The sequence below is a fragment of the Puniceibacterium sp. IMCC21224 genome, from assembly GCF_001038505.1.
Classification (GTDB): Bacteria; Pseudomonadota; Alphaproteobacteria; order Rhodobacterales; family Rhodobacteraceae; genus Puniceibacterium.
The window spans coordinates 96,326-121,785 of sequence record NZ_LDPY01000004.1 but is presented as its reverse complement, the minus strand read 5'-3'; the positions used below and the strand labels follow the sequence as shown (position 1 = coordinate 121,785).

Sequence of the window (25,460 nt, the reverse complement as noted above, 5' to 3'; positions counted from 1 at the left end):
TTCCTCAAGTCTTGAATTCGGGGGCGCGCCGGTTCTCGAATGCGTCGAGCCCCTCGGCCACGTCATCACTGGGCAGCGCGCGCACGGCGGCGTCACGCTCCAGCCGCATTTGCTGGTCGATGCCCAGGTCCGCACCTTCCCGTGCCAGCCGCTTCATCTCGGCGATACCGGGACGCGACCGGGTCGCGATCTTTTGGCAGTATTCCAGCGCGGACTTGTGCAGATCCGCTTCCGGCACGATGTAATTGACCAAACCCGCCTCTTTGGCCTCCTCGGCCTTCAGCCAGCGAGCCGAAAACATCAAGTCAAGCGCCCGGCGTTGTCCCATCAGCCGCGTCAGCCGCTGCGAACCGCCCCAACCGGGTATCAGACCAAATTGCGCATGCTGATCGCCGAACTGCGCCGTTTCGGCTCCGAAACACACGTCACATGCTAGCATTAGTTCGACCCCGCCGGCCAAACACAAGCCCTGCACTGCCACTACGACAGGGAGGGAGGAGGATTCGAGTGCGCGCAGGTTGTTCATGCCAAAGGCGATGAAATGGTCCAGCGCGGCGGGATCGTTCAGTTTGCCCTTCACCTCAGTCAGATCGGCTCCGGTGCAAAAATGTTTGCCCTGTGCCCGGATCAGGATCGACCGAACATTCCGTTCGGCCTCGAACCTGGCGCGCGCGTTCGAAATGCATTCATGCACCTTGAGCGACAAGCAATTGAACTTCTCTGGTCGAGCCAGCTCGATGATGCCGACGCTACCTTCGATGGTTACGGCGACGGGAGCGCTCATTTCGCTACTCCCTTCGCCTTCTTGTCATACTGCAGCGCCAGCCGCCCGACCTTCTCGCGGGCAATCACCAGCTTCTGGATCTGCGCGGTGCCGTCGCCAATCTGCAGACCGAGCACGTCGTTGTAACGCTGATGATGGGGCAGGTCGGTGGTGTATCCGTAATGCCCGTGCAGGATCAGACACTGGTGAATGATCTCGCAGGCGGTCTTGGGCAGATACCACTTGCACATCGCCGCCTCGGAGGTATGGGGCAGGCCCCGGTCGCGCAGGTCTAGTGTGTAGTAGCAAAGCTGCCGCATCATGGTAAGTTGCGTCTCGGCCTCTGCCAGCGGGAAGCTGACGCCCTGATATTGCACGATGGGGGCGCCGAACGCCTCGCGTTCCCGGACATAGGCCCAGGTTTCGTCCACCGATGCCTGTGCCGCGCCCAGGCATTCCAGTCCTATCAGCGCGCGGGAATAGTCGAACCCCGCCATGATCGTGCCGAAAGCGCGGTCCTGTTCGGCCATCATGCTTTCGGCCGGCACAAACACATCGTCGAAAAACACTGATCCGCGTCCGACCGGCTTGGTGCCGATGTCGTCGAAATGGGTACGCTTGATGCCCTCCTGGTTCAGATCGACAAAAAACGCGCTGACCCCGCGTGAGCCGCCGTCCGGATCGCCGGTACGCGCAAAGACTACCGCCGCATCGGCTTGGGATGCAAAGCTCATCGAGGTCTTCTCGCCGTTCAGCCGCCAGCCGTTGCCGGACTTCGTGGCCTTGAGGATCAGGTTCGCCGCGTCCGAACCGCCGCGCGGTTCGGTCAGGCCCAAGCCAATGACGGCCTCCCCCGAGACTACCTTGGGCACCCATTCCGAAGCGATCTCCTGGGAAGCATGCTTGGCCACCATCCCCCCCATGAGAGAGCCGAGGAGCTGAACATAGCTTGCGTTGAAATCGGCATAGGCGATTTCCTCGACGATCAGCCCGGAAGTAACCGAACTTTCGCCAAGTCCGCCGAATTCCTCCGGCAGATCGGCACCAATTAGTCCAAGCGCGCCCATGTCGCGGATCAGCGCTCGGTCAAACGTGTGGCCGCTTGCGCGCTCCTGATAGCTGGGCGCCAGTTTTTCAGTGGCGAATCTCTTGGCGGTTTCGCGAAACGCCTTTTGATCCTCTGTTGGCTGGAATTGCATCGGCGCTCCTCCCCGTGACCGAAATATACTCTTCCCAAAAATCTAACGAATGTTAGAATATAGTTCAAGCAAAGATTTGAGGAGGATGTTCACAATGGGAAACACGCAAAGGGAAAGCTTCGGAAACCTGCTTTCGCCCATCCGCGCAGGCACACACATGGTGCGAAACCGGATCATCATGGGGTCGATGCACACACGGCTGGAAACCGAGCCCGATGGCATTTCCAAACAGATCGCGTTCTACGCTGAACGGGCCCGGGGGGAGGCGGCGATTCTGGTCACCGGAGGGTTTTCTCCCAATGCCGAGGGGCTGTTCGATCCGGAAGGTCCGCGAATCGACGACCCGGACGAGGCCATGCACCTGCGTCCGATCTGCGAGGCGGTACAAGCCGAAGGCAGCCTGTTCTGCGCGCAGTTGCTTCATGCCGGACGCTACGCAAAGATCGAGGGCTGCGTGGCGCCATCACCGATTCGCGCGCCGATCAACCGTTTCATCCCGCGTGAGATGACCGACGCCGATATTCGCCGCACCATTGCGGATTTCGCCAAAGCCGCAGCCAACGCCCAGGCCGCGGGGTTCGATGGCGTCGAGATCATGGGTTCCGAAGGATACCTCATCAATGAATTCACTGTCACGCATACCAACAAGCGTGAAGACGACTGGGGCGGCAGCGCCGAGAACCGACATCGCTTTCCGGTCGAGATCGTGCGCGCCGTGCGAGACCAATGCGGGCCGGATTTCCTTGTCATCTACCGAATTTCGGCGGCTGATCTGGTCGAGGGCGGCGCGCCCGCCGATGAAATTGCGGCACTGGCGCGCAAGATCGAGGCGGCGGGGGCGGATATTCTGAACACCGGCATCGGTTGGCACGAAGCGCGCGTGCCGACGATTGCTTATCCGGTTCCGCGAGGTGCCTGGCGGCAGGCGGCGGCCAATGTGAAGGCCGCAGTGTCCATTCCTGTGGTCGCCTCGAACCGGATCAACACGCCCGCAATGGCCGAGGACATCCTTGCCTCTGGCGAGGCAGACATGATCTCGATGGCCCGGCCCTTTCTGGCCGACCCGCATTTCGTCAAGAAGGTGCGCGAGGGCCGCGCGGACGAGATCAACACCTGCATCGCCTGCAACCAAGCCTGTCTGGATTTTATCTTTTCCGACCGGCCGGTGAGCTGTCTGGTCAACCCTCGGGCAGGCCGCGAAACCGAATTCCGGGACACGCCGACAGATTCACCCCGGAAGGTGGCGGTTGTCGGCGGCGGCGCCGCGGGCATGGCCACGGCGGCCGAGGCGGCACGGCTGGGCCATGTCGTCACCTTGTTCGAAGCCCATGACAGGCTGGGCGGCCAATTGAACCTGGCGCGTGCGGCGCCGGGCAAGGACGAGTTCGACGAAACCCTGCGCTATTATTCCGGCCAGATGCACAAACACGGCGTCACGCTGCGCCTGGGGCAGCGGGCCGGTCTGGATGATCTGACCGGTTTCGACCATGTAGTGATCGCCACAGGGGTCACGCCGCGCATTCCCGATCTGCCGGGCGTGGACCATCCGAGCGTTGCCACCTATGCCGAGATCCTGTCCGGCGAACGTGCTGCGGGTGACAACGTCGTGGTGATGGGGGCAGGCGGCATCGGCCATGACGTGGCCGAATTCCTCGTGACCGGATCGGCAGAGGTCCACAGCACCAACGCATTCTGCGAGACATGGGGCGTAGACCCGACATTCGCCGCGTCGGGCGGTCTTGCGGGCGATCCGCTGGCACCGAAACCTTCGCGTCGCAAGGTGGTCATGCTTCAGCGAAAAACCTCGAAACCGGGGGCAGGGCTTGGCGTCTCCACGGGCTGGATCCTGCGCAACGCGCTGCGCAAACACGGGGTCGAGGCCATGGGCGGCGTGGTCTATGACCGTATCGACGACGCGGGGCTGCATATCCTCATGGACGGAAAGCCAAAGGTCATCGCCGCCGATACGATCGTGCTGTGCACCGGGCAGGAGCCAGAGCGGGCGCTGGCCGAGGCCCTCGCCGGGCGCGGAGTCACCGTCACGATGATCGGCGGGGCAAAAGAGGCGGCGGAGCTTGACGCGCTGCGCGCCATTGATGAAGGGGTGCGTTTGGCGCAGGGTCTTTGAATTGGCATGAGGGGAGGATGCGATGCAGCCAGAGGTTTTTCGCGCAGGACGCACCGATCTGTACTCGATCTTTCGAAGCCGCGCGCAGGACAGTGCCAGGGTTCTTGCCGTCGAGGACGGTCGCAAACGGCAGACCTACGCCGAGTTGCTGGAGCGGGTTGATCGTCTGGCCGCCGTCTTTCTGGCGAGAGGCGTCACGCCCGGAGACAGGATCGCGATCCTGTCCCACAACCGGGCGGAATATCTTGAAACCGAACTGGCCGCTTGCGCCGGATGAACTGCGGCATTGCATCGACCTGGTCGAGCCGGTTCTGGCGCTGGTCGAACCCGGCCTGCGCGGCGCGTATCATGCGGTCTCCGCTACCCGATGCATGGAGATCGGGCCGGATCTGGACGCGGCCATCGCTGGGGCCAAACCAGATCCGCGCACCGGAACCCTGGTGGAGGATCCCGAGGCCGGGCTGACGATCCTTTACACATCGGGGACGACAGGCCGACCCAAGGGGGCGCTGATCAGCCACCGCGCCCATATCGCTAGATCCATGGTCTTCGCGGCGCAACTGGCGCTCGATCCCGGCGACGGCTTCATCGCCTGGGCGCCCATGTTTCACATGGCGTCCACCGATCATGCGCTGGCGACGATCTTGCGCGGCGGCACGGTGGTGATGGTGGACGGGTTGCAACCTGCCGTCATCAATGAGGCGCTGTCACGCCACAGGATCGGCTGGTTCGTGATGATGCCGGGCGCGTTGGATGCCTTCATCGCCGAGCGGCGCGCCAACCCGCTGCCGGTGAAAGGGATCAAGGTCTGCGGCGCGATGGCTGATCTGGTGCCTCCACATCAGATCGCGGAGTTGACCAGCCTTCTGGACACGCCCTTCCTGAATTCCTTCGGGGCGACCGAAACCGGCTTGCCGCCTGGCACCGCGGGTCTGATCGCGCCCGGTGTCATACCCGAAAAACTGTCCAAACGGATCAGCGCATTCTGCGAGGTCCGGCTGGTTGACCCTGAAGACCGCGACGTTCCCGACGGAACGCCCGGTGAAATGGCGATGCGCGGCCCGACGCTGTTCTCTGGCTACTGGAACGCCAACGCCACCAATGCCCGAGACTTTCGCAACGGGTTCTTCCACATGGGCGATCTGTTCCGGCGCAATCCCGATGGCACGATCGACTTTGTGGACAGGGTTAAATACCTGATCAAGACCGGCGGCGAGAACGTCTATCCGGCGGAAATCGAGCGCGTGCTTCTGGCGCATCCGTCTGTTGTCGAAGCGGCGGTGGTGCGGGCGTTCGACGCGAAATGGGGCGAAGCCCCGGTGGCCTTTGTCGCCTGCGGCAATGACCGACCGGATGCGGATGCGCTGATGAATTTGTGCCGCGAAAGTCTGGCAGGCTACAAACGCCCGCGCGAGCTGCATTTCATCGCATTCGACGATTTCCCCAGATCGACCAGCGGAAAGGTCCAGCGGCATGTCCTCGAAGCCCGGTTGAAGGTCTGACCCTCGCCCGGTGCCCGGCCCCGGTCGTCACCCCGCCACGCCCGTCCGCCCCACCAGCGCCATCAGCGTCGCGGTCATCGTCGCGACCAGCTTTTCCTGTCCTCCCTTGGTGGCATAGGCGCGTGCCTCGCAGATGGTCAGGTTCCTTCCCGGTTTCACCACGTCGGCAACGAAGCGAAACCGTTCGCCGTCCGCCGGGTTGAGCAGGTTGATCTTGAATTCCACCGTCAACACCGCGGCATCGGCGGGCATCAGCGAAAAACCGGCATAGCCGCACGCACTGTCGAGCGCGGTCGAAACGACTCCGGCATGCAGAAACCCATGCTGTTGGGTGAAATCAGCACTGTGGGCCATCTCTAGGACGATATGTCCGGGGGTAAGATCGGCAATCCTGATCCCAAGCGTGCGCATCACATTCTGTCGATTGAAACTGTCGCGTACGCGTGCGTCATAGGCAGGATTTTTCGGTTCGAATGGCGTCATGGCGTGCTGCCCTCCTGAATTTCATTCATTGATGACCAAGATTAGCCGATCCTTGAGGCGCGCATCTTGTAGCGAACGGCCAAAACCGCACTGTGCCGCCTGTAAGCGAAGTGCGCGGGGTGGTTTTCCTGCAAAGGCACGGCAGGCGGCGGACATATGAGGTTGATCGTAATATCCGGCATCCAGCGCCAGATCTGTCAGGGACACGGTCTGCGTCGCGAGTTGTCCAAGCAACCTCCGAAAGCGCCGTGAGGCAGCGAGTCGCCGTCGTGACACGCTGGTTTCCTCTCGGACCTTACGTCGTTCCGTCCGGGCACTGCACAGCCCGGGTGACGCGGCAAAACGCAGACACTTTGCAAGTTCGTCGAGCATAGTGACCAACAACGGCAGCGCCTCGTCGCTCTGCTGAACGCGCGCCAGAGCTGAAGCCAACGGTTTCAGTTCCTCGGCCTCGGGCAAACGCTCCGGTCTTGACGACAGCCGTAGCCCGGCCACGACACCATGGAATGGCATTAGGCGGGGCGTGAAACCCGGGCGCGGTGGTGCCATCGATCCGCGCGCCCCGCCGCTGTCGTCGCACGTTATCGAAAGGGTAAAGAGGTCGGTCGCGAACCGCCCGCTTCCACGTCCGCTCAGTACACCCATATCGCGGAACACAAAAAGATGGTTGATCTGGGACGCTGCGTTCAGGGGCGGCGCCATTTCAAGATAAAGCGGCGCCGCCGCCAGGTCACTGGACGAACGCATCCCGGTTCTCAGCGATGAAATCGGTAAATCGACGGGCCGGGCGGCCCAACACGTCGCTGACCGTTGTCTCGATGCCGGCAAGGTAGCCCTTGGGCGCTATGGAGGCCAGTTCGACCATGGCTCCGGCGACCTCATCCTGCATCCCGCCAGCCACCATGGCCGCTTTCGCATCCTCGGCCGACAGGGGGGCACAGGTGACATTTCGCCCTGTCACTTCGGACAAAAGGGCTGCGATGTCATCGCCGGTTAGCGCTTCGGGGCCGGTCAGCCCAAGACCCTTGCCCTCAAATCCCGGGGCGGTCAGTGTCTCGGCGGCGACATCCGCGATGTCGCGGGCGTGGATCCAGGCTACAGGGCCGCCCAGATCATCGTGGTACACCCCGTTCTTGCCAATGTTGCTGGTCTGCCAGAACAGGTTCTGCATGAAATAGGTCGGCTGGACGAACGTCCAGTCAAGCCCGCTCTGCTTCAGCAGCTCCTGGGTTTCGGAGTGCCACTTTCCAAAAGTCAGCCCCGCCTTGGGCGACGCACCCAGCCCGGTGGCCAGAACGACATGGCGCACGCCCGCGGCCTTGGCGGCCTCGATCACGTTCGCCTTCCACTGGCGCATGTCCAGATGGGCAGGCGTGACCAGGTATATCTTTTCTGCCCCGTTACAGGCCCGCGCCAGCGCGGCGGGATCGGTGAAACTCGCGACGACGGCCTCGCATCCCTTGGCCTTCAGAGCGTCCAGACTTGCGGGGTTGCTGGTGACAGCGCGCACGGTCGCGCCCTTGGTCAGAAGCGTGTCGACAAGGGGGGCGCCGGTGGTGCCGGTGGCTCCGAAAACGGTGATCATGTCTTATCCTTTCGCAGGTCTGCAATGGGCTGGATTGTTTTCGGGTTGCTGATCGACGACAGATCGCCCGGATTCTCGCCAAGGAAGGCCGCGCGCACGATCCGGCGCATCGTCTTCATGGTGCGGGTCTTGGGCAATGCCTCGACGAAATGGATCTCGCGCGGGCGGAAGGGTTTCGACACGACCTCGCCCACCCGGTCCTTGAGCCGTTCGACAAGCGTCGCATTGGGCGACACCCCCGGCGCCGCGACGCAAATACAGACCACGGCCACCCCCTTGATATCGTCGGGCGCGGCGATGGCGGCGGCGTCCACCACCTCGCCGGTCCCGGTCAGCGCCGCCTCGATCTCGGGCGGGCCGATGCGTTTACCGGCGATGTTCAGCGTGTCGTCCGAGCGGCCGAGGATATACCAGGTGCCGTCAGGGTCGCGGCGCACCCAGTCGCCGTGCCGCCAGATGCCGGGATAGGTGGACCAGTAGGTTTCGAGATACCGCTCGCGGTCGCCCCAGATCGCCGGGGTCAGCCCCAGAGGCGGCTGGGTCACGACCAGTTCGCCCACCTCGCCCGGCGCGGCCTCGTGGCCATCCTCGCGCAGTACGCGCGCGCCCACACCCAGGGCCTGGGCCGAAAAACCGCCCTGCTTGATTTCGTGCAGCACAGTTGAGGTCAGGATCGCGCCGAACAGTTCGGTTCCACCGGAAATGTTCAGCGGCACAGCGCGGCGTCGGCAGATATGGTCGAGTTGCCAGAGCCAGGCCTCTTCCGTCCAGGGCTCGCCGGTCGAGGCGACGATGCGCAGGCGTGCCAAGTCATAGGCCAAAAGTGGCTCGGGGCTTTGCGTCATGAATTGCCGCACCAGCGTGGGGGCAACGCCGATGTGGGTCACCTGCATCTCGGACGCAATGCGCAACAGCCTGAAGGGATCGCCAGGGATAGAGGGCGCGCCCTCGGCCAGCACCAGCGTGGCGCCGGACAGCAGCACCGATAGCAGGGTGAGCGGCCCCATCACCCAGCCCATGTCGGTCATCCACAGGTGGCGGTCATCGCGTTTCATGTCGAGGCACAGCAGGATATCCGCCGTTGCCTTGGCCTGCACCCCGAGATGGGTATGCACAACGCCCTTGGGCCGGCCTGTCGTGCCCGAGGTATAGGCGATGAGGAAAGGGTCCTCGGCCTTGACGGCAACCGCTGCGAAATCCGGGTCGGCGGCGCCCAAAGCTTCGGTCCAGTCGAGATCGCGGGCCGGATCGGCCACCGCGCCGCCGAACCGCCGCAGGCTGAACACGGTATGAACGGAAGGCACCTCGGTCAGGGCTTCGGCCAGCACCGCCTCCATCCAGACCGGCTTGCCGCGTCTGGGTGAGGCATCCGCCGTCAGCACCGCCACGGCACCCGCATCCTTCAGGCGCGATATGATCGCATGCGGCGCAAAGCCGGAAAACAGCGGCACCGCGACCGCGCCCAGCCGGGCAATACCTAGCAGCGCAGCCTCGATTTCGGGGATCATCGGCATGTAGATGCCCACCGCCTGACCAGGCTGCACCCCGCGCGCGTCAAGGGCCGAGGCGACGCGGGCGACTTCGGCGGAAAGTTCGGAATAGGTCCATCGGCGGCGGCTTCCGTCTTCGCCGACCCAGTCAATCGCAGTCTTTTCGCCAAGACCTTCGTGAATTCGTGCGTCGAGACAGGTTTCCGTCAGATTCAGAGTGGCTCCGACAGCCCATCTGATCGATTCAGGCCCATCGGAAATATCCCGCAGCACCGTGTGCGGCTTGCCGAACCGTATACCGGCATGGTCAATGATCCGGCCCCAGAACCAATCCGGCTCCTCAGTGGCGCGGCGGACAAGATCCTCGTAACTGTCAATGCCGCAGTCTTTCAGAAAAGCGGTCAGCGTGCTTAATCGCTGAATGTCAGAGTCTGGCTGAAACATCCGCCACCTTTCTACAAGGAAAAAGGGCCGCGCATTTGGCGCGGCCAGTCGGGGAGGTAACCCTGGACACGGCGTGACGGCAATACCTTGTGACAGGCACTCCCGCCCACGGTCAACCGTGCATCGACAAGCCGCCGGAAACCGAGATCACCTGGCCGGTGATGAAACCGGCGTCGTCGGACGACAGGAAGCAGATGATGCCAGGATAATCCGTCGGCTGCGCCAGACGCTTCATCGGAATCGCCCGCTTGAGACCCTCGGCGATCTTTTGACCGGCCTCGCCCTCGGCAACCTGAGCAAACAGCGGCGTATCGGTCGGGCCGGGGGCGACAGCGTTCAACTGAATGCCCTTGCGCGCCAGTTCCCGCGCCACGGTTTTGGTGAACGAGATGATGCCGCCCTTGCAAGCCGAATAAACGGCTTCGCCCGAAGACCCGACACGACCGGCGTCGGAGGCGATGTTGACCACGCGGCCCCCGCCGTTATTGACCATGCCGGGCAACACCGCGTGGTGCATGTTCAGCGGACCATAAAGGTTGATGTCGATGACCTTTTTCCACAGATCCGCATCGCTGTCGAGGAACGGTTTTATCACATCCCAGCCGGCGTTGTTCACCAGCACGTCGATCGGGCCACCAGCCTCGAACGCGGCCACAGCCTTGTCCACCTCAGCCCGGTCGGTGATGTCCACCCTGTAAGCTTGGGCTTTTCCTCCGCCGCTCTGGATCAGACGGGCCGTTTCCTGCGCGCCGCCTTCATTCATGTCGAAGATCGCAACCTCGGCACCTTCTTCGCCGAAACGTTCGCACACCGCGCGCCCGATTCCGCTGCCGCCACCCGTCACGATGACACGTTTTCCATTTAATCCTCGCATATGGATGTCCTCCTCTTCCGCTAACACCTTCGCAAAGAACTTGATTCGAGGCGTCCTTTCGTACATTCTAACGCTTGTTAGATTTATTGCAATGGACATCCTTATGGGCGACAAGTATCGGTCGCGGATGATGCGAGGACTCGATGTGGTCGATAAAATCGAAGATGACCTGAGCAAGTCCGAAAGGACGCGGGGGGACGTCCTCGCTACGGCTGCCCGACTTTTTCGGCACGATGGCTTTTACGCGACGACGATGCGCGACATTGCCCATGGATCAGGGATAGAAGCCGGAAGCATCTACTATCATTTCCAATCCAAGGACCAGATTTTGAGCGAGGTTCTCGAACTTGGTGTGCGGCAGCTTTACGAGAAGGTCTGCGAAATCGTCCGCGCGACAAAGCAGCGCCCCGAAGAATTTCGCAAGACCTTCGCTTTGCTTATCGAAACCCACCTGACCTATCTTCTGACCGACAGCGACTTCACTTCCGCCAATATCCGGAACTATCCGATGCTGTCGGATGAAGCGCGCGCCCCACACCGTGAGTTGCGTGCCTCCTATGCCGGGGTATGGAGCAGCTTTCTGCAGGATGCCAAAGACTATGGCACCCTGAGAAACGACATTTCCGTTACGGCGATCCGGCAGTTCATATTGAGCGCCATGAACTGGACCGTCGAATGGTATAAAATGGACCAGTATCCGGTTCATATCCTCGCAGAACGTATGAGCAAACTGATACTTGACGGTATGTGTCCCAGTCACCGGGCTGACGTAGACGGCCAGAAGGCGGGCGACGTAGCCGCTTCTGTTGAAGAGCAAGACACCATCGGCAAGGCCGCAAAAACCCGCGCCGAAATCCTGAGGGCCGCGGCGCGCGTTCTTAGAGACAAAGGGTACAAGGCGACCACGCTAAGACAGATCGCGGATGAAGCGGATATGAAGGCGGGCAGCGTCTATTACCATTTCAAATCCAAAGACGCGATAGTGGACGAGGTTCTGAACGCCGGCTTGAGCGATTTGCTATCTGGGGTCACCGCAGCAGTCCAAGAATTTCATGCGCCAATCGACCATCATGCTAGGATCGCAACTGCGATTTGGACGCATTTACATTTTCTCTTCAAGGCAAGCGAATTCACGTCTGCGAACATCAGAAGCTATGGGATGCTGCCCAATCATTTAAGGAAGAGACACAGGGATATTCGTCATGAGTATGGGCATCTCTGGGACAGGGTTCTTCGCGAAGCGCAAGAGGCCGATGCCATAAGATCTGACATCAAGATTGTCCCTCTGCGCCAGGTGATGTTGGGCGCCTTGAACTGGACGGTGGAATGGTTTGATCCCAACAAGGAGGGAAGCTCGGGGTATCTTTCATTGTCTGAGTTCTCTGGCATGCTCATCAAGCTGCTTCTTGAAGGGATCTGCGACAGGGAGAACGTCGCGCGAGCCTGATGAGCGCAGCCATTGCGATCAAACCAGAAGGAAGTGGTACAGCCCTTCCGCAACCGCCTTTTCCCGGTCCGTCTGCCACGTGATCACGCTGACGCTCGCCATCCGCTTGCCCTTGCGGGTAACATTAGCACGGGCATAAAGCGATCCCTTCACGCCAGGTCGGAGGTAATCGACGGTCAGATTGATCGGCTTTGCCGGAACGTCCGCGAAATCGGGATGAACTGCGATAGCGGCGGTCGCTTCCATGAAGCTCGCGATGATCCCGCCATGGTAGTAGTCCATGACTGGGTTTCCGATGTGGCGTTCTACAAAGGTCATCTCGGTTTCGGCGTGGCAGCTGTCCACGCTCTGAACCTCGAAGTTGAGAAAACGGAAGAACGGCACGCGGGATACATTTGCATTGACGGCTTGCAAGTTGATCACGATGGCTCTCCTTTTTCCAACGCGTCAAACAGGCTGGAGTCTCCACGGGTCAATGCGAATGATGCGACTCCACGTGCAATTTCCGCATTCTCATGGCCATCAAACCAGATACTGCCCGAATTGAAGGCGATATGGCGGGTTTCCCGAAAACAATGCGCGCGAACGATGACGTCCGCGCGCGATCGAGCGGGCCGCAGGTAATCAACCCTAAGGTCAAGAGTGGCCATGGTGCTGACGCCCTCGATTGCCACAAAGTTTGCAAGACCGAACACACTGTCCAGCAGAGCCGTCAGGATGCCACCATGAAGCCGCGTTTGATCCGCGTCGACGCAAAACTCCGGATTGAACGGCATCCGAACTCGAACGCCTTCGGTCGAGACCTCTTCGATCTGGAGTGCCATATGCTTTATCAGACCCTTGCCGCGCGCATTCCACATCTGCGCGATCTGCTCCATCTTCCTCTTGGTGATATCGGACATGTGATCTTCCTTTAGCGACCCGTGAAATTCGGTTTTCGTTTTTCGATAAAGGCAGCGACCGCCTCGTGGTGGTCTTCAGTCTGATGCATGAGCGCTTGATAGGCCGCCGCGGAATTCAGGAAATCTGGTAGATCCATCCGTTCGGCATTGCGCATCAGACGCTTTGCGATCCGCACCGCGCGCGGCGGCTTCGATGCGATGACGGCGGCGCGTTCGCGGGTGCGGTCCATCAATTTCTCATGCGGCACGACCTCCAGCACCATTCCCATTTCCAGGGCCTCGGCGGCATCGATCATGCGGCCCGAGAAGGTCAGATCGGCAGCTTTCTGATGGCCCAGACGGCGCAGCATGAACCAGCTGCCCGCATCGCCCGGAATGATTCCGAGGTTCAAAAAGACTTCGCCGAACCGCGCCTTGTCCGAGGCGACGCGCATGTCGCACATCATCGTCAGGTCGCATCCCGCGCCGACCGCCGCGCCGTTGACCGCGGCGATGGTAGGAACGTCGAGATTGTAGAGCGCCAGAGGCAGCCGCTGCACCCCATCGACATAGCTCTGCGCCGCCGCAAGCGGTTCCTTGCGAAAGATGCTGTCGGGATCGTTCATCTCCTTGATGTCGCCGCCGGCGCAGAAGGCCGGATCGGCACCGGTCAGGATCATGACGCTGACCTGCGGGTCGGCCTGCACTTTTGCAAACGCGTCCAGAAGCGCGGCGATCATGTCGTTTCCGGTGATCGGGTTGCGACGTTCCGGATCGTTCAGCGTGACCGTGGCTATCCTGTCGGAAATTTCCAGAACGACGGGGGGGTTACTCATTTTTTCCATCTCCTCGTTCGCGTTTCTCGAACATGTCAGGGTTTATCATGTCACGGGCATCGTGACCCATGTGCAGGGTTTCCCCGCCGTCTACATAGATGTCTTCGCCGGTCATGAAATTCCCCAATTTGGATGCGAGGAAAATGATCGTCCCGGCGATGTCCTCCGCCGCGCCCATCCGGTTCAGGACCGAGCGGTTGAGCTGTTTCCAGCGCTCCGTCGGAATGGGATAGCGGCCAAGCGCCTCTGTCTTGATCGTTCCCGGCGCAACGCAGTTCAGACGGATCCCGTATTCGCCCCATTCGGCGGCCAAGGTCTTCATCATGCCCGTCACGCCGGCGCGCGCGGCGACGGTATGGGTGAACCCGGTGAGCGCGGTGCGCGCTGAAATCGCAGTCACGAAGACGATGGAGCCGCCGTTTTCATACATGAAATGATCGGCCACGGCGCGTGTCATCTGCCACGATCCTATCAGGTTGTTGCGGATCACAGCCTCGAAGCCCTTGTTGGTGATGTCGCGCGCGGCTGCGATATACTGGCCGCCCGCGTTGTTCACCAGAACATCAAGCCGCCCGTAATGGTCCTTGATGCGCCCCATCGCTATTTCGATACTGTCCGCGTCACGGGTGTCGCCTGGCACGACAAAGGCCTCGCCACCCGCCGCGCGGATCATCTCGGCGGTCTCCTCCAGCGGCCCTTCGCGGCGCGCGAATAGGGCCAGCCTGGCCCCGCAGGAGGCCATTTCCAGCGCCGTTGCCCGGCCCATCCCCGAGCCGGATCCGGTGACCAGAGCCACCTGGCCCGCCATGAGATCCGGCGCGTAACGCCGTGCTTTTTCTTCGCTCATGTTCTGCCCCCTCAGTTTTTAAGCAGTTCGCCGGCGATGATCAGCTTGCGCACCTCCTGGGTGCCCGCGCCGACCTCCAGCACACGTCCGGTGCGGTAGAGGCGGTTCACTTCGGTATCACGCATGTAGCCCGACCCCCCGTGGATCTGCACCGCCTTGTCCAGCACGAAGGACGTCGCCGCGGCGGTCTTGAAGATCGCCGCAGCGGTCAGCTTGTGAATTTCGCCGCGCCCGCCTTCGCCCTCTTCCAGCCCCTCACACATGGCGGCCGTCTTCAGCGACAGGCTGCGCGCCGCCTCGATCTGGGTATACATGTCGGCCAGCATCGCCTGCACCATCTGGAAACTGGCGATCGGTTTGCCGAACTGCTGGCGCGTCTTGGCGTAATCGATGGAAATATCCAGCGCCCGCTGCGCAATCCCCAGGGCATTGAAGCAGACGATGGCGCGCTCCAGATCCAGCCCCGACATTGTCACCGCAACGCCGCCGTCCAGCTTGCCGACCATGTTCTTCGCGGGCACCCGGCAATCCTCGAACACCAGCTCACCCGTGGGCGAGCCGCGAAAACCCATCTTGTTGAGCTTCTGCGCCACCTTGAAGCCGGGCGTGTCAGTTTCGACGATGAAGGCGGAAATGCCCTTGGCGCCCTTTTCGGGCGAGGTCTTGGCATAGACCAGCACCAAGTCGGCAATCGGCCCGTTGGTGATATATATCTTGGTGCCATTCAGGATATAGTCATCGCCATCCTTCTTCGCCGTGGTCCGCATCGAGCCGAGCGCATCCGACCCGGCGCCCGGTTCGGTCAGGCCAAGCGCGCCCACCAGCGTGCCGTTGCACAGGCCGGGCAGATACTTGCGGCGCAGATCGTCATTGGCGTTTCGGTAGATGTTGTTGACGCACAGGTTGTCATGCGCGACATGGGTCAACCCGATGGCCGCCGAGGCGCGCGACAGCTGTTCGGTGATGATGCAGGCCGAGGTGAAGTCGAGCCCCGCGCCGCCGAATTCCGGCGGTACGTTGAGGCCGAGATAGCCCATCTCTCCCAGCTTGGGAAAGACCGAAGGCGGCAGGTCGTCGGTGTCGTCCATTTCCGCGTTCAGGTGGTGGAACTCGGAAAAGAAGAACTTTCCGGCCTGATCGGCCAATGCCTGCTGTTCGTCCGTCATGAAATGTGTTGGCAGATTGATGTCGTTGCGCAGTTGCTTGTTCATGGTCTCGTCCCCCTCAGGCGCGCAAAAGTTCTTCGGCGATGATGATCTTGCGCACTTCGCTGGTGCCCGCGCCGATCTCCAGCAACTTGTTGGCGCGGAACAGCCGGTTAATCTCGGTGTCCTGCATGTAGCCCGAGCCGCCGTGGATGTGGCAGGCTTCGGTGACGGCCTTGTTAAAGGCCTCGCCTGCGTAAAGGCAGGCGGCCGCGGTCAGCTTGTGGATCTCGCCGCGACCCCCAGCACCCTTCGGCAAGCCGACACAGGCCGCCAGGGCACGATAACTGAAGGCGCGAGCGGTTTCGACCTCGGTGTAGATCTCGGCCAGTTTCGACTGCATCATCTGGAAGCTGGCGATCGGCTTGCCGAATTGTTCGCGCATCTTCGCGTATTCCAGACCCAGTTCAAGCGCACGTTCGGCCATGCCGACGCAGACCGAAGCGACCATCGCGCGTTCCAGATCAAGCCCGCTCATCACCACTGCAACGCCAGAGTTTTCGACCCCCAACATGGCTGATGCCGGAACGCGGCAATCCTCGAACACCAGCTCGCCCGTAGGTGAGCCGCGAAAACCCATCTTGTCTAGTTTCTGCGCCACCTTGAACCCGGGATTGTCGGTTTCGATGATGAAGGCCGAAATGCCCTTGGCGCCTTTGGATTTGTCGGTCTTGGCATAGAGCAGGATCACATCGGCAATGGGACCGTTGGTGATGTAGATCTTCGAGCCGTTGATGACATAGTCGTCGCCGTCGCGCCGGGCGGTGGTGGCCATGGAGCCAAGCGCATCGGATCCCGCGCCGGGCTCGGTCAGCCCGAGCCCGCCGACCAGATCGCCCGAACACAACCCCGGCACATATTTTTTCACCTGCGCTTCGGAGCCGTTGCGCAGCAGGTTGTTCAGGCACAGGTTGTCATGTGCACCATGCGACAGGCCGACGGCGGGGTTCCACTTCGAAATCACCTCAGACACCAACGCCTGGGTAAACTCGTTCTGGCCCGATCCGCCCAAAGCCTCCGGGGCCGTGATCCCCAGAAGACCAAGTTCGCCCATCTGCTTGAAAAGATCGTCAGGCCACCAATCCTCTTGGTCCATGCGTGCCTGTAGCGGGTGAAGCACCTCGCGCGACACCCGATCAACATGATCAACGATCTGGCGCTGCTCATCGGTCAGCGAATAATTCGCCCTGATGGCCGCCAGATCAGCCATGGCAAGTTCATTCTGACTGGTCATACTTTTTCCTCCCGAACAAAATGTCATCTACAGCGTTGACCAAAATCAAACACATGTTAGAAAATAGTTCAAGGCAAGCTTTTCGCGACCTGACGTTGCAGGCAAGTTCGGCCAGAAAACGGGGGATATCTTGGAAATGGTGGAGAATGTCGTTCGTTCGCAGTCGCGGGGGTATGAGGTGCGCATCACGATCTGCCGCCCTGACAGTCGAAATGCCCTGAACCGCGAAGTGGCAGAGGGTCTGATTGCCGCAATTCTGGCGGCCGAGGCCGACGCGGAATGCCGGGTGATCGTCCTGACCGGCGAGGGCGAGCGTGCCTTCTGCGCTGGCGGCGACATCAAGGCGGGTGCCGAAGGTGGCCCATTTGTTCAGGACCCGGCCTATCCGGACCATTTCGCCGGGCAATTGTTCGAAACCATACAAGCCTGCCGAAAGCCAACCATCGCGCGCATCAACGGTGTGGCCATGGGCGCGGGCGCGGGCATCATCTGTGCCTGCGATCTGGCCGTGATGGTCGATCATGCCCGAATCGGAACGCCTGAAGTGAAGGTGGGTCTGTTTCCGATGACTATCGTTCCGCCAATGATCCGCATGTTGCCCCGGCGCAGATTGATGGAGATGTTCATCACCGGCGTTCCTCTGACCGCCGAGGAGTCCTTGCGCTATGATCTGGTCAACCATGTGACAGATACTGCCGGGCTGGATGACAAGGTTGCGGAGTTGGTCGCGCAGATTGCCGCGCAGTCGCCTACCGCGATCCGGCTGGGAAAATACGCCTGCCACGCGATGGAAGACATGACCTATGCGCAGCAGATGCGCTTTGCCGAAACCCTGTTGCCACGAGTTGCGCAGACAGAAGATGCGCGCGAGGGCTTTGCCGCCTTCATTGCGAAACGCAAACCTGAATGGACAGGCCGCTGATCAAGCGGAGAGGAGAAGCACATGTCGGATCGAAAACTGCGTATCGGATGCGCATCGGGATTCTGGGGCGATACGCCTGAAGCGATCGGTCAGCTGGTCTCCAAAGGCGAGATCGACTATCTGGTGTTCGACTATCTGGCCGAGGTGACGATGTCGCTGATGGCGCGAGCCCGCGCCAAGTCGCCCGATGCGGGTTATGCGCCGGATTTCGTCAAGGCGCTGGCACCCTGGTTGTCGGAAATCAAGGCCAAGGGGATGAAGGTCGTTGCCAATGCCGGGGGTGTGAACCCGCGTGGCTGCCGCGATGCGCTGGCTAAAGTCGCCGCCGAGGCCGGGATAGATGTGTCCATCGGTGTTGTGCTGGGCGATGATTTGTCGGCGCGGGCCGACGATATCCGCGCCGGTGGTCAGACGGAGATGTTCTCGGGCGTCGCGTTTCCAGACGATATCTGGAGCATGAACGCCTATCTGGGCGCCCGCCCCATCGCGGCGGCGCTGGATGCCGGAGCCGACATCGTGATCACAGGGCGCTGTGCAGACAGCGCAGTGGCGCTCGGCCCGCTGATGCATGAATTTGGCTGGGGCGACGATGATTGGGACAAGCTCAGCCAGGGATCGTTGGCGGGCCATTTGATCGAGTGCGGCCCCCAGGGGACCGGTGGCAACTTCACCGACTGGCAGGACGTACCGGGCTGGGACGACATGGGGATGCCCATCGTCGAAGTGTCGGAAGACGGCAGTTTTGTCATGACCAAAACACCAGAGACGGGCGGGCTGGTTGTGCCGGGTTCGGTCGGTGAACAGATGCTCTATGAAATCGGCGATCCGCGCGCCTACCTGCTGCCCGACGTGATCTGCGACTGGTCGCAGGTCACGCTGGACCAGGTCGGGCCGGATCGGGTGTTGGTCAAAGGCGGCAAGGGTCTCGGGCGTACCGGCAGCTACAAGGTGTCGGCGACCCATGCCGATGGCTGGCGCGCGGTTTCCTCCCTGACCCTGGCGGCCATCAACGCGCCGGCCAAGGGCAAGCGCGTGGCCGAGGCCATCGTTACCCGTTGCCGCCGGATCTTCCGTGAAAGAAACCTGTCCGATTTCCGGCAGGTCAGCGTCGAAGTGCTGGGGGCAGAGGCGGCTTACGGCGCCAACGCGCGGGCGCAGACCCGCGAGGTGGTGATCAAGATCGGCGTGACGCACGACGACCGCGCCGCGCTCAACATCTTCGCCGGCGAGATCGCACCGATGGCCATCTCGACTGCGCAGGGGCTGACCGGGTTCTTTGCCGGGCGGCCCAAGGTGCAGCCGGTGGTACGCCTGTTCTCGTTCCTGCAGGACAAGGCCGACACCCCCGTCGCAGTCGAGGTCGACGGCCAGGATGTTCCCGTCACCGTGGCCACCAGGCCAGTCCACCTCGATCCGCCTGCCGCACCGCCCGCAGAGAGCCGCGAGCCCGGTCCGGACGCGGTCAAGGTGCGCCTCGTCGATCTGGCCTGGGGACGGTCGGGCGACAAGGGGGATATCGCCAATATCGGTATCCTGGCGCGCAAGCCAGACTACCTGCCTTTTATCCGGTCGGCTCTCAGCGAAGAGGTGGTAAAAGACTATTTCTCCCATGTCTGCGAAGGCAAGGTCGAGCGGTTCGACCTGCCGGGAAGCCATTCGCTGAATTTCCTGCTGCACGAATCGCTGGGCGGGGGCGGCATCGCCTCGGTCCGCATCGATCCGCAAGGCAAGGGGTTTGCCCAGATGCTGCTGGATATCGAAATTCCCGTGCCGGCCGACCTGGCCGCGCGCGACGGGCTGAACACCCCGGACCCGAACAAGAGGGTAATACCATGACTATTTCAAAACTCCTGGTCGCCAATCGGGGTGAAATCGCGGCGCGCGTGTTGCGCACCGCCAAGGCCCGCGGCCTTGCGACGGCTGTGTTGCGCCACGTCGCCGAACAAGATGGGCCGGCCCATCTGATCGCGGATGAGGTTGTGATGATCGACGGCCCGACGCCTGTAGCGGCCTATCTCGATATTCCGCAGATCGTTGCGGCCGCAAGAAAGATCGGCGCGGATGCGGTGCATCCCGGCTACGGCTTTCTGTCGGAGAATGCCGGTTTCGTCGCGGCGCTGGAAGAGGCCGGTGTGACATTTGTCGGCCCGACCTCCGAGACCATCGACCTGATGGGCGACAAGGTCCGCGCGCGCGCCTTTGTCGAGGCGCGCGGCTTTCCGGTTGCCCCCTCGGCGATCGAGGATGACGATCCGGCGAGTTTTGTCGAACGCGCCCGCACCCTGGGCTATCCGCTGCTGATCAAGCCTTCGGCGGGGGGCGGCGGCAAGGGCATGCGCATCGTGCGCGAGGACAGCACGTTGGAGACCGAGATCGCCACCGCGCGCCGCGAGGGCGAGCGGTATTTCGGCGACGGTCGTCTCTTCGTCGAACGCTATATCGAACGTCCGCGCCATATCGAGGTGCAGGTGATGGGCGACGGGCAGGGCAACGTGGTCCATTTCTGGGAGCGCGAATGCTCGATCCAGCGCCGGTTCCAGAAGATCATCGAGGAAACGCCCTCGCCCGCGCTTTCGCCCGAACAACGGGACGAGATCTGCGAAACCGCCGCCAGAATTGCGCGCGCCGTCAACTATCGGGGTGCCGGAACCGTCGAGTTCATCTATGCGCAGGACGGGGCCTTCTACTTTCTCGAAATGAACACCCGCCTTCAGGTCGAACATCCGGTGACCGAGATGGTCACGGGCTTCGATCTGGTCGCCGAGCAGTTGCGTATCGCGGCGGGCGAGGGGCTGAGCGCGGCGCAGGCCGATATTCCGCAGACCGGCCATTCGATTGAGCTGCGCATCTGTGCCGAGGACGCGACGGCCGATTTCCGCCCCGCGATCGGGGATATCCTGCTGCTGGACGAACCCCACGGTGAGGGTATCCGTGTGGACAGTGGCATTCGGGACGGCGGCAAGGTCACGACCGATTTCGACCCGATGCTGTCCAAACTGATCGTGCATGGGGCAGATCGCGCACAGGCCATCGCCCGTGCGCGGAACGCCGTGCAGAATTACGTCATCCTCGGGGTGACGACCAACACCGGCTATCTGGACGCGATCCTTGCACATCCCGATTTTGCGTCGGGCGATGTTTCAACCGGGTTTCTAGCCGAACAGGCGGATGTGCTGACCGCGCCGGGCGAGGATGTATCCACCCTGCTTATGGCGGCGGCGGCCCTGTCTGATCAACGTCTGGTGACCGATGTGATGCAGATACCCGAAATGCACCGCAAGATGGGCGGGTGGAGAAACTGATGCGCAGAATATTCATGATCGCCAGCCATGAGGCCGAATGCTGGCTAACCCATGATGGCAGCCGCTTTGTCCTGAACATGCCAGATGGCGCAGTTCCCTGCCAACTGGACCCGACCGGGGCGCCGGGCGCACATGTGCTGCGGACCGGGGGGCGGGCGCATGAGTTGCGGCTGGCGGTCGGGTCGGAATCTACCTTCATACATTTGAACGGGCGCACCTTCGAGGTTGGGAGGGTCGATCCCGACGACCGGCTTGCCGGCAGGCAGGGCGCTGCAGGGGGTGATCGACTGTTGGCGCCGATGCCGGGGGTCGTCGTTTCGGTGGCGGTTAAGCCCGGAGACACCGTTACAGAAGGCCAGCCGCTTCTGGTCATCGAAAGCATGAAGCTTGAAACCACCCTGACCGCGCCGCGCGACGGTGTGGTTGCCGAAATGCCTTTTACCGCGGGTGACAGTTTCGGCCTAAAGGCCGTCCTTGCCCAGCTGACCCCGCAGGAGGAGTGACAATGCGCCGGATCGAAAGCCACATCGACACCAATGCCGCCGACTACAAGGCCAATTTTGCCGCCATGTCCGAACGGCTGAAGGAGTTTCACGCTCGCCAGCACGCGGCGCGTTTCGAGCGGCCCCAACGGGACATCGACCGCTTGGCACGCCAGAACAAACTGGGCGTGCGCGAGCGGTTGAAGCTGCTGCTCGATCCGGGCACGCCGTTTCTTGAATTCTCGACGCTGGCCGCCTGCCGCGAATATGATGGCGCCGTGCCCGGTGCCGCCGTGGTGACGGGCATCGGCATCGTGCAGGGCCGCGAGGTGGCCATCCACGCCAACGATGCGAGCGTCAAGGGTGGTGCCTGGTATCCGCATACCGTCAAAAAGATCGTGCGGCTTCTGGATGTCGCGCTTGAGAACCATTTGCCGGTCGTCCATATCTGCGATAGCGCCGGGGGCTTCCTGCCGCTGCAACACGGCGTGTTTCCCGACCGCTATCTGGGCGGGCGGGTGTTTCGCAACCAGGTCAAGCTGAGCCAGGCCAATATCCCGCAGATTGCCATCGTTGGCGGGCATTGCACCGCGGGCGGCGCCTATGTGCCGACGCTGAGCGATTACAACATCATCATCGAGGGCACCGGGGCGATCTTTCTGGGCGGTCCGCCACTGGTCAAGGCGGCCACCGGCGAAGAGGTCGGCGTGCAGGAACTTGGCGGCGCGGTGATGCACACCTCTGTCTCGGGGACGGGAGATTATCGCGCCGCCACAGAACAGCACGCCTTTGCACTGGCGCGCGAGATTGTCAGTCAGTGGAAGCGTATGCCAAAAACCATCATCGAAACGGCGGCGCATGAGGAGCCCTATTACGATCCCAAGGAACTTTACGGGATCATCCCCAAGGACCGGAAGACCCAGTTCGACATGCGCGAGGTTCTTGCCCGAATCGTGGACGGTTCGCGGTTTCACGAATACCAGCCGGATTACGGAACCACGATGATTTGCGGTTTTGCCCACATCTGGGGCTACAAAGTGGGCATCCTCGCCAACAACGGGGTGCTGTTCAACGACAGCTCGCTTAAAGCGGCGCATTTCATGCAGCTATGCAACCAGAACCGTACGCCACTGGTCTTTTTTCAGAACATCACCGGCTACATGGTCGGCCGCGAATACGAGGAACGCGGCATCGCCAAGGACGGCGCCAAGATGCTGATGGCGCAGGGCGGCTCGGTCGTGCCCAAGTTCACCGTGATTGCCAATGCGTCCTACGGGGCCGGCAATTACGGCATGTGCGGGCGGGCCTGGGATGCGCGCACGCTGTTCATGTGGCCGCAGGCGGAAATCGGCGTAATGGGGGCGGATCAGGCCGCCAACACCATGGCCGACGTCAAGATCCGGCAGCTTGAACGCGAAGGCAAGCAACTGACCGAAGTGGAAATCGCCGCGATCCGTGACCCGGTGCTGGAGAAGTTCCGGCGCGATGTCGAGGCCTATACCTCGACCTCGGAATTGTGGGATGACGGCATTCTCGACCCGGCGGACACGCGCAACGCGCTCGGCATGTCGATCTCGGCTGCGCTGAACGCGCCGATCGACGATCCGCATTACGGGATATTCCGGCTGTGACGGCTTGAAGGGCAGGGCGGCACACTGGATTACGGAGTTGCCGTCCCGCGTCAAGGCGATGCCAACGGGGGCTTTTGAGGCACGCGGGAACCCTGACCTGTCCGGTTTGCCGGACAGGTCAGGATGGCTTCTGCCGCGCCTCCTGAATGGATACGACGTCGGAGGCGGCCATATGCGGCCTGTCGGTCTCTACCGCCTTCAGCGGCTCGACGGGCTTCAATCCGGCCAGACAGTCGCGCGCGAGTTGCTGATACTCGGCAGTTCCGCGTGTTTTCCAAGCGACTTCCTTCTCGGTGACGTCGCGGATTACCCTTGCCGGCGATCCGACCACCATCGAGCGCGGTGGAACTATCGTTTCGCCCCGCACGAACGCCTGCGCGCCGACGATTGATTCCGCACCAAGCTCTACGCCATCCATGATGACGGCATTCATCCCGACCAGGGCGTTCCGACCCACTGTGCAACCGTGCAGGATCGCGCCGTGGCCGATATGACCGTCGGATTCAACGATCGCGTCGCGACCGGGAAAGGAATGGATGATACAATTGTCCTGCACATTGGCCCCGTCGCCAATCACGATCCTGCCGAAGTCGCCCCGCAGGCTTGCTCCGGGTCCGATATAGCATCCATGACCCAGGATGACATTTCCGATCAGAACCGCCTGAGGATGGACATATGTATCCTCGGGCACAACGGGCACGAACCCTTTGAATTCGTAACAATACGCCATTATCTCTCCTTTTGGTGGGTTGGGTACCACTGGTTACCGGAACCAGACGTCAGACGTTTATCGACAGTCATGCCGGGACCCGAACGCCTGAATGGTGCTGGCTTGCGGAACGCGCGGTCAGGAAAATCAGTCATGTGTTGGCAAATGACGCAGGCTCCCTACATCACGGTTTAGCTATGTTGACAGTTATCAAGGTTGAGCGCTAAAATCAAACATGTGTTAGAAATTGACATGGCTTACCGTTCACGATGGCCGGGCCAAGCATGGGAGAGAGAGAAATGAGAGACAAAGCCTATGTCGTCGGCGTCGGGATGGTCCCATTTCAGAAGCCAGGAAAATCCGAAAGCTATGATGTGATGGCTGCTGCGGCCACCCGTGCCGCGCTTGCCGATGCGGGGCTGGATTATGACAAGGTTCAGCAGGCCTATGTGGGATATGTCTATGGTGACAGCACCAGCGGCCAGCGGGCTTTGTATCACGTCGGCATGACCGGGATACCGGTTCTGAATGTGAACAACAACTGCTCGACCGGTTCGTCGGCCCTGTTCCTGGCCCGTCAGGCAGTTGAAAGCGGTGCGGTGGAATGTGCTCTGGCGCTTGGCTTCGAGCAGATGCAGCCTGGCGCAATCGTCGCGATGTTCCACGATCGGGTCAGCCCCTTCACGTCCTTCGACGCCGAGACCGACGTGCTGGTGGGCAACACGGAGATTCCGCTGGCGCTGCGCTATTTCGGCGGCGCGGGCAAAGCGCATATGGAAGAGTTCGGAACTACGCTGGAAACCTTCGCGAAAATCCGCGCCAAAGCCAGTCGGCATGCGTCCAGGAACCCGGTGGCGCTGTTCCGGCAGGAAGTGACGCCGGAAGAAGTGATGGCGGCACAGGTCGTCTGGCCCGGCGTCATGACAAAGCTGATGGCTTGCCCACCGACCTGTGGCGCGGCTGCGGCAATCGTGTGCTCCAAGGCCTTCGCCGACAAGCACGGTCTGGACAGCTCGGTGCGCATTGCCGCTCAGGCCATGACGACGGACGGCCCGGAAACCTTCGGCGCGCATGACATGCGCGAGGTCGTCGGCTATTCGATGGCCAAACGCGCCGCCGATCAGGTCTATGAGGCGGCGGGCATCGGCCCTCAGGATGTGGACGTGGTCGAACTGCATGACTGTTTCGCCCATAACGAGCTGATCACCTACGAGGCGCTTGGGCTTTGCCGCCGCGGTGATGCGGCAAAATTCGTCGATGACGGCGACAACACCTATGGCGGCAAATTCGTGACCAATCCGTCGGGCGGGCTGTTGTCCAAGGGGCATCCGCTGGGGGCGACCGGCCTGGCGCAATGCACCGAACTGGTTCAGCAGTTGCGCGGGCAGGCAGATGCAAGGCAGGTGGAAGGCGCGCGGCTGGCGCTCCAGCATAATCTGGGTCTTGGCGGGGCTTGTGTGACCACGCTTTATGAAAAAGCGTGACAGCACCAATCG

The 25,460-nt window shown here is 61.7% G+C and carries 23 protein-coding genes and 1 pseudogene; 10 read left to right on the top strand and 14 right to left on the bottom strand.

Annotated elements, in window-relative coordinates; all coding sequences use genetic code 11:
• Positions 1-4 precede the first annotated feature (4 nt).
• Both IMCC21224_RS23605 and IMCC21224_RS23600 read right to left on the bottom strand, forming a co-directional pair.
• Positions 5-784 carry an enoyl-CoA hydratase/isomerase family protein gene (locus IMCC21224_RS23605; protein WP_047998037.1) on the bottom strand — a complete coding sequence of 260 codons (780 nt, stop codon included), beginning with the start codon at positions 782-784 and terminating at the stop codon, positions 5-7.
• Positions 781-1,962, bottom strand: coding sequence for an acyl-CoA dehydrogenase family protein (locus IMCC21224_RS23600; RefSeq protein ID WP_047998036.1), 1,182 nt, complete (start codon positions 1,960-1,962; stop codon positions 781-783). The genes IMCC21224_RS23605 and IMCC21224_RS23600 overlap by 4 nt, the downstream gene beginning before the upstream one ends.
• Positions 1,963-2,056: 94 nt before the next feature.
• On the opposite strand from IMCC21224_RS23600, the gene IMCC21224_RS23595 reads away from it, so the two are divergent.
• From IMCC21224_RS23595 to IMCC21224_RS28680, 3 genes and pseudogenes are all read left to right on the top strand, one after another.
• Positions 2,057-4,090, top strand: coding sequence for an NADPH-dependent 2,4-dienoyl-CoA reductase (locus IMCC21224_RS23595; protein WP_047998140.1), 2,034 nt, complete (start codon positions 2,057-2,059; stop codon positions 4,088-4,090).
• A gap of 22 nt (positions 4,091-4,112) precedes the next feature.
• Positions 4,113-5,115: pseudogene (locus tag IMCC21224_RS28685) on the top strand (class I adenylate-forming enzyme family protein); the annotation flags it as partial.
• Between the two features lie 21 nt (positions 5,116-5,136).
• Positions 5,137-5,592: a fatty acid--CoA ligase family protein gene (locus IMCC21224_RS28680; protein WP_338031156.1), complete on the top strand. Its 456-nt coding sequence runs from the start codon at positions 5,137-5,139 to the stop codon at positions 5,590-5,592.
• 27 nt (positions 5,593-5,619) lie between these two features.
• On the opposite strand, the gene IMCC21224_RS23585 is transcribed toward IMCC21224_RS28680, so the two are convergent.
• The 5 genes from IMCC21224_RS23585 to IMCC21224_RS23565 form a co-directional block, all read right to left on the bottom strand.
• Positions 5,620-6,075, bottom strand: a complete 456-nt coding sequence (locus IMCC21224_RS23585) for a PaaI family thioesterase (protein WP_047998035.1) — start codon at positions 6,073-6,075, stop codon at positions 5,620-5,622.
• Between the two features lie 21 nt (positions 6,076-6,096).
• A complete protein-coding gene (locus IMCC21224_RS23580; protein ID WP_047998034.1) occupies positions 6,097-6,822 on the bottom strand; it encodes a helix-turn-helix domain-containing protein in 726 nt (241 codons plus the stop codon).
• Positions 6,806-7,660, bottom strand: coding sequence for an SDR family oxidoreductase (locus tag IMCC21224_RS23575; protein ID WP_047998033.1), 855 nt, complete (start codon positions 7,658-7,660; stop codon positions 6,806-6,808). The genes IMCC21224_RS23580 and IMCC21224_RS23575 overlap by 17 nt, the downstream gene beginning before the upstream one ends.
• Positions 7,657-9,594: an AMP-binding protein gene (locus IMCC21224_RS23570; RefSeq protein WP_047998032.1), complete on the bottom strand. Its 1,938-nt coding sequence runs from the start codon at positions 9,592-9,594 to the stop codon at positions 7,657-7,659. Before IMCC21224_RS23570 ends, IMCC21224_RS23575 begins: the two co-directional genes overlap by 4 nt.
• 112 nt (positions 9,595-9,706) lie before the next feature.
• Positions 9,707-10,468 (bottom strand): glucose 1-dehydrogenase, encoded by a 762-nt coding sequence (locus IMCC21224_RS23565; RefSeq protein ID WP_047998031.1) that lies wholly within the window; start codon positions 10,466-10,468, stop codon positions 9,707-9,709.
• 103 nt (positions 10,469-10,571) lie between these two features.
• On the opposite strand from IMCC21224_RS23565, the gene IMCC21224_RS23560 reads away from it, so the two are divergent.
• The gene (locus IMCC21224_RS23560; protein WP_231582203.1) at positions 10,572-11,915 is read left to right on the top strand and encodes a TetR/AcrR family transcriptional regulator; all 1,344 of its coding nucleotides are present in this window, start codon (positions 10,572-10,574) and stop codon (positions 11,913-11,915) included.
• A gap of 18 nt (positions 11,916-11,933) precedes the next feature.
• Here the strand turns inward: IMCC21224_RS23560 and IMCC21224_RS23555 are convergent, their stop codons facing one another.
• The 6 genes from IMCC21224_RS23555 to IMCC21224_RS23530 are packed head-to-tail and all read right to left on the bottom strand — an operon-like array spanning position 11,934 to position 16,918.
• Positions 11,934-12,338: a PaaI family thioesterase gene (locus IMCC21224_RS23555; protein WP_231582202.1), complete on the bottom strand. Its 405-nt coding sequence runs from the start codon at positions 12,336-12,338 to the stop codon at positions 11,934-11,936.
• Entirely contained in the window at positions 12,335-12,817 is a 483-nt protein-coding gene (locus IMCC21224_RS23550) for a PaaI family thioesterase (RefSeq protein WP_047998030.1), read from the bottom strand. The genes IMCC21224_RS23555 and IMCC21224_RS23550 overlap by 4 nt, the downstream gene beginning before the upstream one ends.
• Before the next feature lie 11 nt (positions 12,818-12,828).
• Positions 12,829-13,632 carry an enoyl-CoA hydratase-related protein gene (locus tag IMCC21224_RS23545; protein WP_047998029.1) on the bottom strand — a complete coding sequence of 268 codons (804 nt, stop codon included), beginning with the start codon at positions 13,630-13,632 and terminating at the stop codon, positions 12,829-12,831.
• Entirely contained in the window at positions 13,625-14,479 is an 855-nt protein-coding gene (locus IMCC21224_RS23540; protein ID WP_047998028.1) for an SDR family NAD(P)-dependent oxidoreductase, read from the bottom strand. Before IMCC21224_RS23540 ends, IMCC21224_RS23545 begins: the two co-directional genes overlap by 8 nt.
• Positions 14,480-14,490: 11 nt before the next feature.
• A complete protein-coding gene (locus IMCC21224_RS23535) occupies positions 14,491-15,690 on the bottom strand; it encodes an acyl-CoA dehydrogenase family protein (RefSeq protein ID WP_047998027.1) in 1,200 nt (399 codons plus the stop codon).
• Between the two features lie 13 nt (positions 15,691-15,703).
• Entirely contained in the window at positions 15,704-16,918 is a 1,215-nt protein-coding gene (locus IMCC21224_RS23530) for an acyl-CoA dehydrogenase family protein (RefSeq protein ID WP_047998026.1), read from the bottom strand.
• A 136-nt stretch (positions 16,919-17,054) separates the two neighbouring features.
• On the opposite strand from IMCC21224_RS23530, the gene IMCC21224_RS23525 reads away from it, so the two are divergent.
• The 5 genes from IMCC21224_RS23525 to IMCC21224_RS23505 are packed head-to-tail and all read left to right on the top strand — an operon-like array spanning position 17,055 to position 23,255.
• Complete coding sequence (locus IMCC21224_RS23525) at positions 17,055-17,840, top strand: enoyl-CoA hydratase-related protein (RefSeq protein WP_047998025.1); 786 nt, start codon at positions 17,055-17,057, stop codon at positions 17,838-17,840.
• A 21-nt stretch (positions 17,841-17,861) separates the two neighbouring features.
• Positions 17,862-19,676 carry an acyclic terpene utilization AtuA family protein gene (locus IMCC21224_RS23520; RefSeq protein WP_047998024.1) on the top strand — a complete coding sequence of 605 codons (1,815 nt, stop codon included), beginning with the start codon at positions 17,862-17,864 and terminating at the stop codon, positions 19,674-19,676.
• Positions 19,673-21,142: an acetyl/propionyl/methylcrotonyl-CoA carboxylase subunit alpha gene (locus tag IMCC21224_RS23515; RefSeq protein WP_047998023.1), complete on the top strand. Its 1,470-nt coding sequence runs from the start codon at positions 19,673-19,675 to the stop codon at positions 21,140-21,142. Before IMCC21224_RS23520 ends, IMCC21224_RS23515 begins: the two co-directional genes overlap by 4 nt.
• The gene (locus IMCC21224_RS23510; protein ID WP_231582201.1) at positions 21,142-21,645 is read left to right on the top strand and encodes a biotin/lipoyl-containing protein; all 504 of its coding nucleotides are present in this window, start codon (positions 21,142-21,144) and stop codon (positions 21,643-21,645) included. The genes IMCC21224_RS23515 and IMCC21224_RS23510 overlap by 1 nt, the downstream gene beginning before the upstream one ends.
• Positions 21,646-21,647: 2 nt before the next feature.
• The gene (locus IMCC21224_RS23505) at positions 21,648-23,255 is read left to right on the top strand and encodes an acyl-CoA carboxylase subunit beta (RefSeq protein WP_047998021.1); all 1,608 of its coding nucleotides are present in this window, start codon (positions 21,648-21,650) and stop codon (positions 23,253-23,255) included.
• 118 nt (positions 23,256-23,373) lie between these two features.
• On the opposite strand, the gene IMCC21224_RS23500 is transcribed toward IMCC21224_RS23505, so the two are convergent.
• The gene (locus tag IMCC21224_RS23500; protein ID WP_047998020.1) at positions 23,374-23,985 is read right to left on the bottom strand and encodes a transferase hexapeptide repeat family protein; all 612 of its coding nucleotides are present in this window, start codon (positions 23,983-23,985) and stop codon (positions 23,374-23,376) included.
• A gap of 278 nt (positions 23,986-24,263) precedes the next feature.
• Between IMCC21224_RS23500 and IMCC21224_RS23495 the strand changes: the two genes are divergently transcribed.
• On the top strand, positions 24,264-25,448 hold the full coding sequence (locus tag IMCC21224_RS23495) for a lipid-transfer protein (RefSeq protein WP_047998019.1): 1,185 nt from the start codon (positions 24,264-24,266) through the stop codon (positions 25,446-25,448).
• The last annotated feature ends 12 nt before the right edge of the window (positions 25,449-25,460 follow it).

What these genes read in the sequence shown, in the direction of transcription:
- IMCC21224_RS23510 (WP_231582201.1), top strand. Translation starts at nt 21,142, where the DNA reads ATGCGCAGAATATTCATGATCGCCAGCCATGAGGCCGAATGCTGGCTA.
- IMCC21224_RS23560 (WP_231582203.1), top strand. Translation starts at nt 10,572, where the DNA reads ATGGGCGACAAGTATCGGTCGCGGATGATGCGAGGACTCGATGTGGTC.
- IMCC21224_RS23605 (WP_047998037.1), bottom strand. Translation starts at nt 784, where the DNA reads ATGAGCGCTCCCGTCGCCGTAACCATCGAAGGTAGCGTCGGCATCATC.
- IMCC21224_RS23575 (WP_047998033.1), bottom strand. Translation starts at nt 7,660, where the DNA reads ATGATCACCGTTTTCGGAGCCACCGGCACCACCGGCGCCCCCCTTGTC.
- IMCC21224_RS23570 (WP_047998032.1), bottom strand. Translation starts at nt 9,594, where the DNA reads ATGTTTCAGCCAGACTCTGACATTCAGCGATTAAGCACGCTGACCGCT.
- IMCC21224_RS23530 (WP_047998026.1), bottom strand. Translation starts at nt 16,918, where the DNA reads ATGACCAGTCAGAATGAACTTGCCATGGCTGATCTGGCGGCCATCAGG.
- IMCC21224_RS23505 (WP_047998021.1), top strand. Translation starts at nt 21,648, where the DNA reads ATGCGCCGGATCGAAAGCCACATCGACACCAATGCCGCCGACTACAAG.
- IMCC21224_RS23565 (WP_047998031.1), bottom strand. Translation starts at nt 10,468, where the DNA reads ATGCGAGGATTAAATGGAAAACGTGTCATCGTGACGGGTGGCGGCAGC.
- IMCC21224_RS23595 (WP_047998140.1), top strand. Translation starts at nt 2,057, where the DNA reads ATGGGAAACACGCAAAGGGAAAGCTTCGGAAACCTGCTTTCGCCCATC.
- IMCC21224_RS23515 (WP_047998023.1), top strand. Translation starts at nt 19,673, where the DNA reads ATGACTATTTCAAAACTCCTGGTCGCCAATCGGGGTGAAATCGCGGCG.
- IMCC21224_RS23580 (WP_047998034.1), bottom strand. Translation starts at nt 6,822, where the DNA reads ATGCGTTCGTCCAGTGACCTGGCGGCGGCGCCGCTTTATCTTGAAATG.
- IMCC21224_RS23525 (WP_047998025.1), top strand. Translation starts at nt 17,055, where the DNA reads ATGGTGGAGAATGTCGTTCGTTCGCAGTCGCGGGGGTATGAGGTGCGC.
- IMCC21224_RS23520 (WP_047998024.1), top strand. Translation starts at nt 17,862, where the DNA reads ATGTCGGATCGAAAACTGCGTATCGGATGCGCATCGGGATTCTGGGGC.
- IMCC21224_RS23545 (WP_047998029.1), bottom strand. Translation starts at nt 13,632, where the DNA reads ATGAGTAACCCCCCCGTCGTTCTGGAAATTTCCGACAGGATAGCCACG.
- IMCC21224_RS28680 (WP_338031156.1), top strand. Translation starts at nt 5,137, where the DNA reads ATGGCGATGCGCGGCCCGACGCTGTTCTCTGGCTACTGGAACGCCAAC.
- IMCC21224_RS23550 (WP_047998030.1), bottom strand. Translation starts at nt 12,817, where the DNA reads ATGTCCGATATCACCAAGAGGAAGATGGAGCAGATCGCGCAGATGTGG.
- IMCC21224_RS23585 (WP_047998035.1), bottom strand. Translation starts at nt 6,075, where the DNA reads ATGACGCCATTCGAACCGAAAAATCCTGCCTATGACGCACGCGTACGC.
- IMCC21224_RS23600 (WP_047998036.1), bottom strand. Translation starts at nt 1,962, where the DNA reads ATGCAATTCCAGCCAACAGAGGATCAAAAGGCGTTTCGCGAAACCGCC.
- IMCC21224_RS23535 (WP_047998027.1), bottom strand. Translation starts at nt 15,690, where the DNA reads ATGAACAAGCAACTGCGCAACGACATCAATCTGCCAACACATTTCATG.
- IMCC21224_RS23540 (WP_047998028.1), bottom strand. Translation starts at nt 14,479, where the DNA reads ATGAGCGAAGAAAAAGCACGGCGTTACGCGCCGGATCTCATGGCGGGC.
- IMCC21224_RS23495 (WP_047998019.1), top strand. Translation starts at nt 24,264, where the DNA reads ATGAGAGACAAAGCCTATGTCGTCGGCGTCGGGATGGTCCCATTTCAG.
- IMCC21224_RS23500 (WP_047998020.1), bottom strand. Translation starts at nt 23,985, where the DNA reads ATGGCGTATTGTTACGAATTCAAAGGGTTCGTGCCCGTTGTGCCCGAG.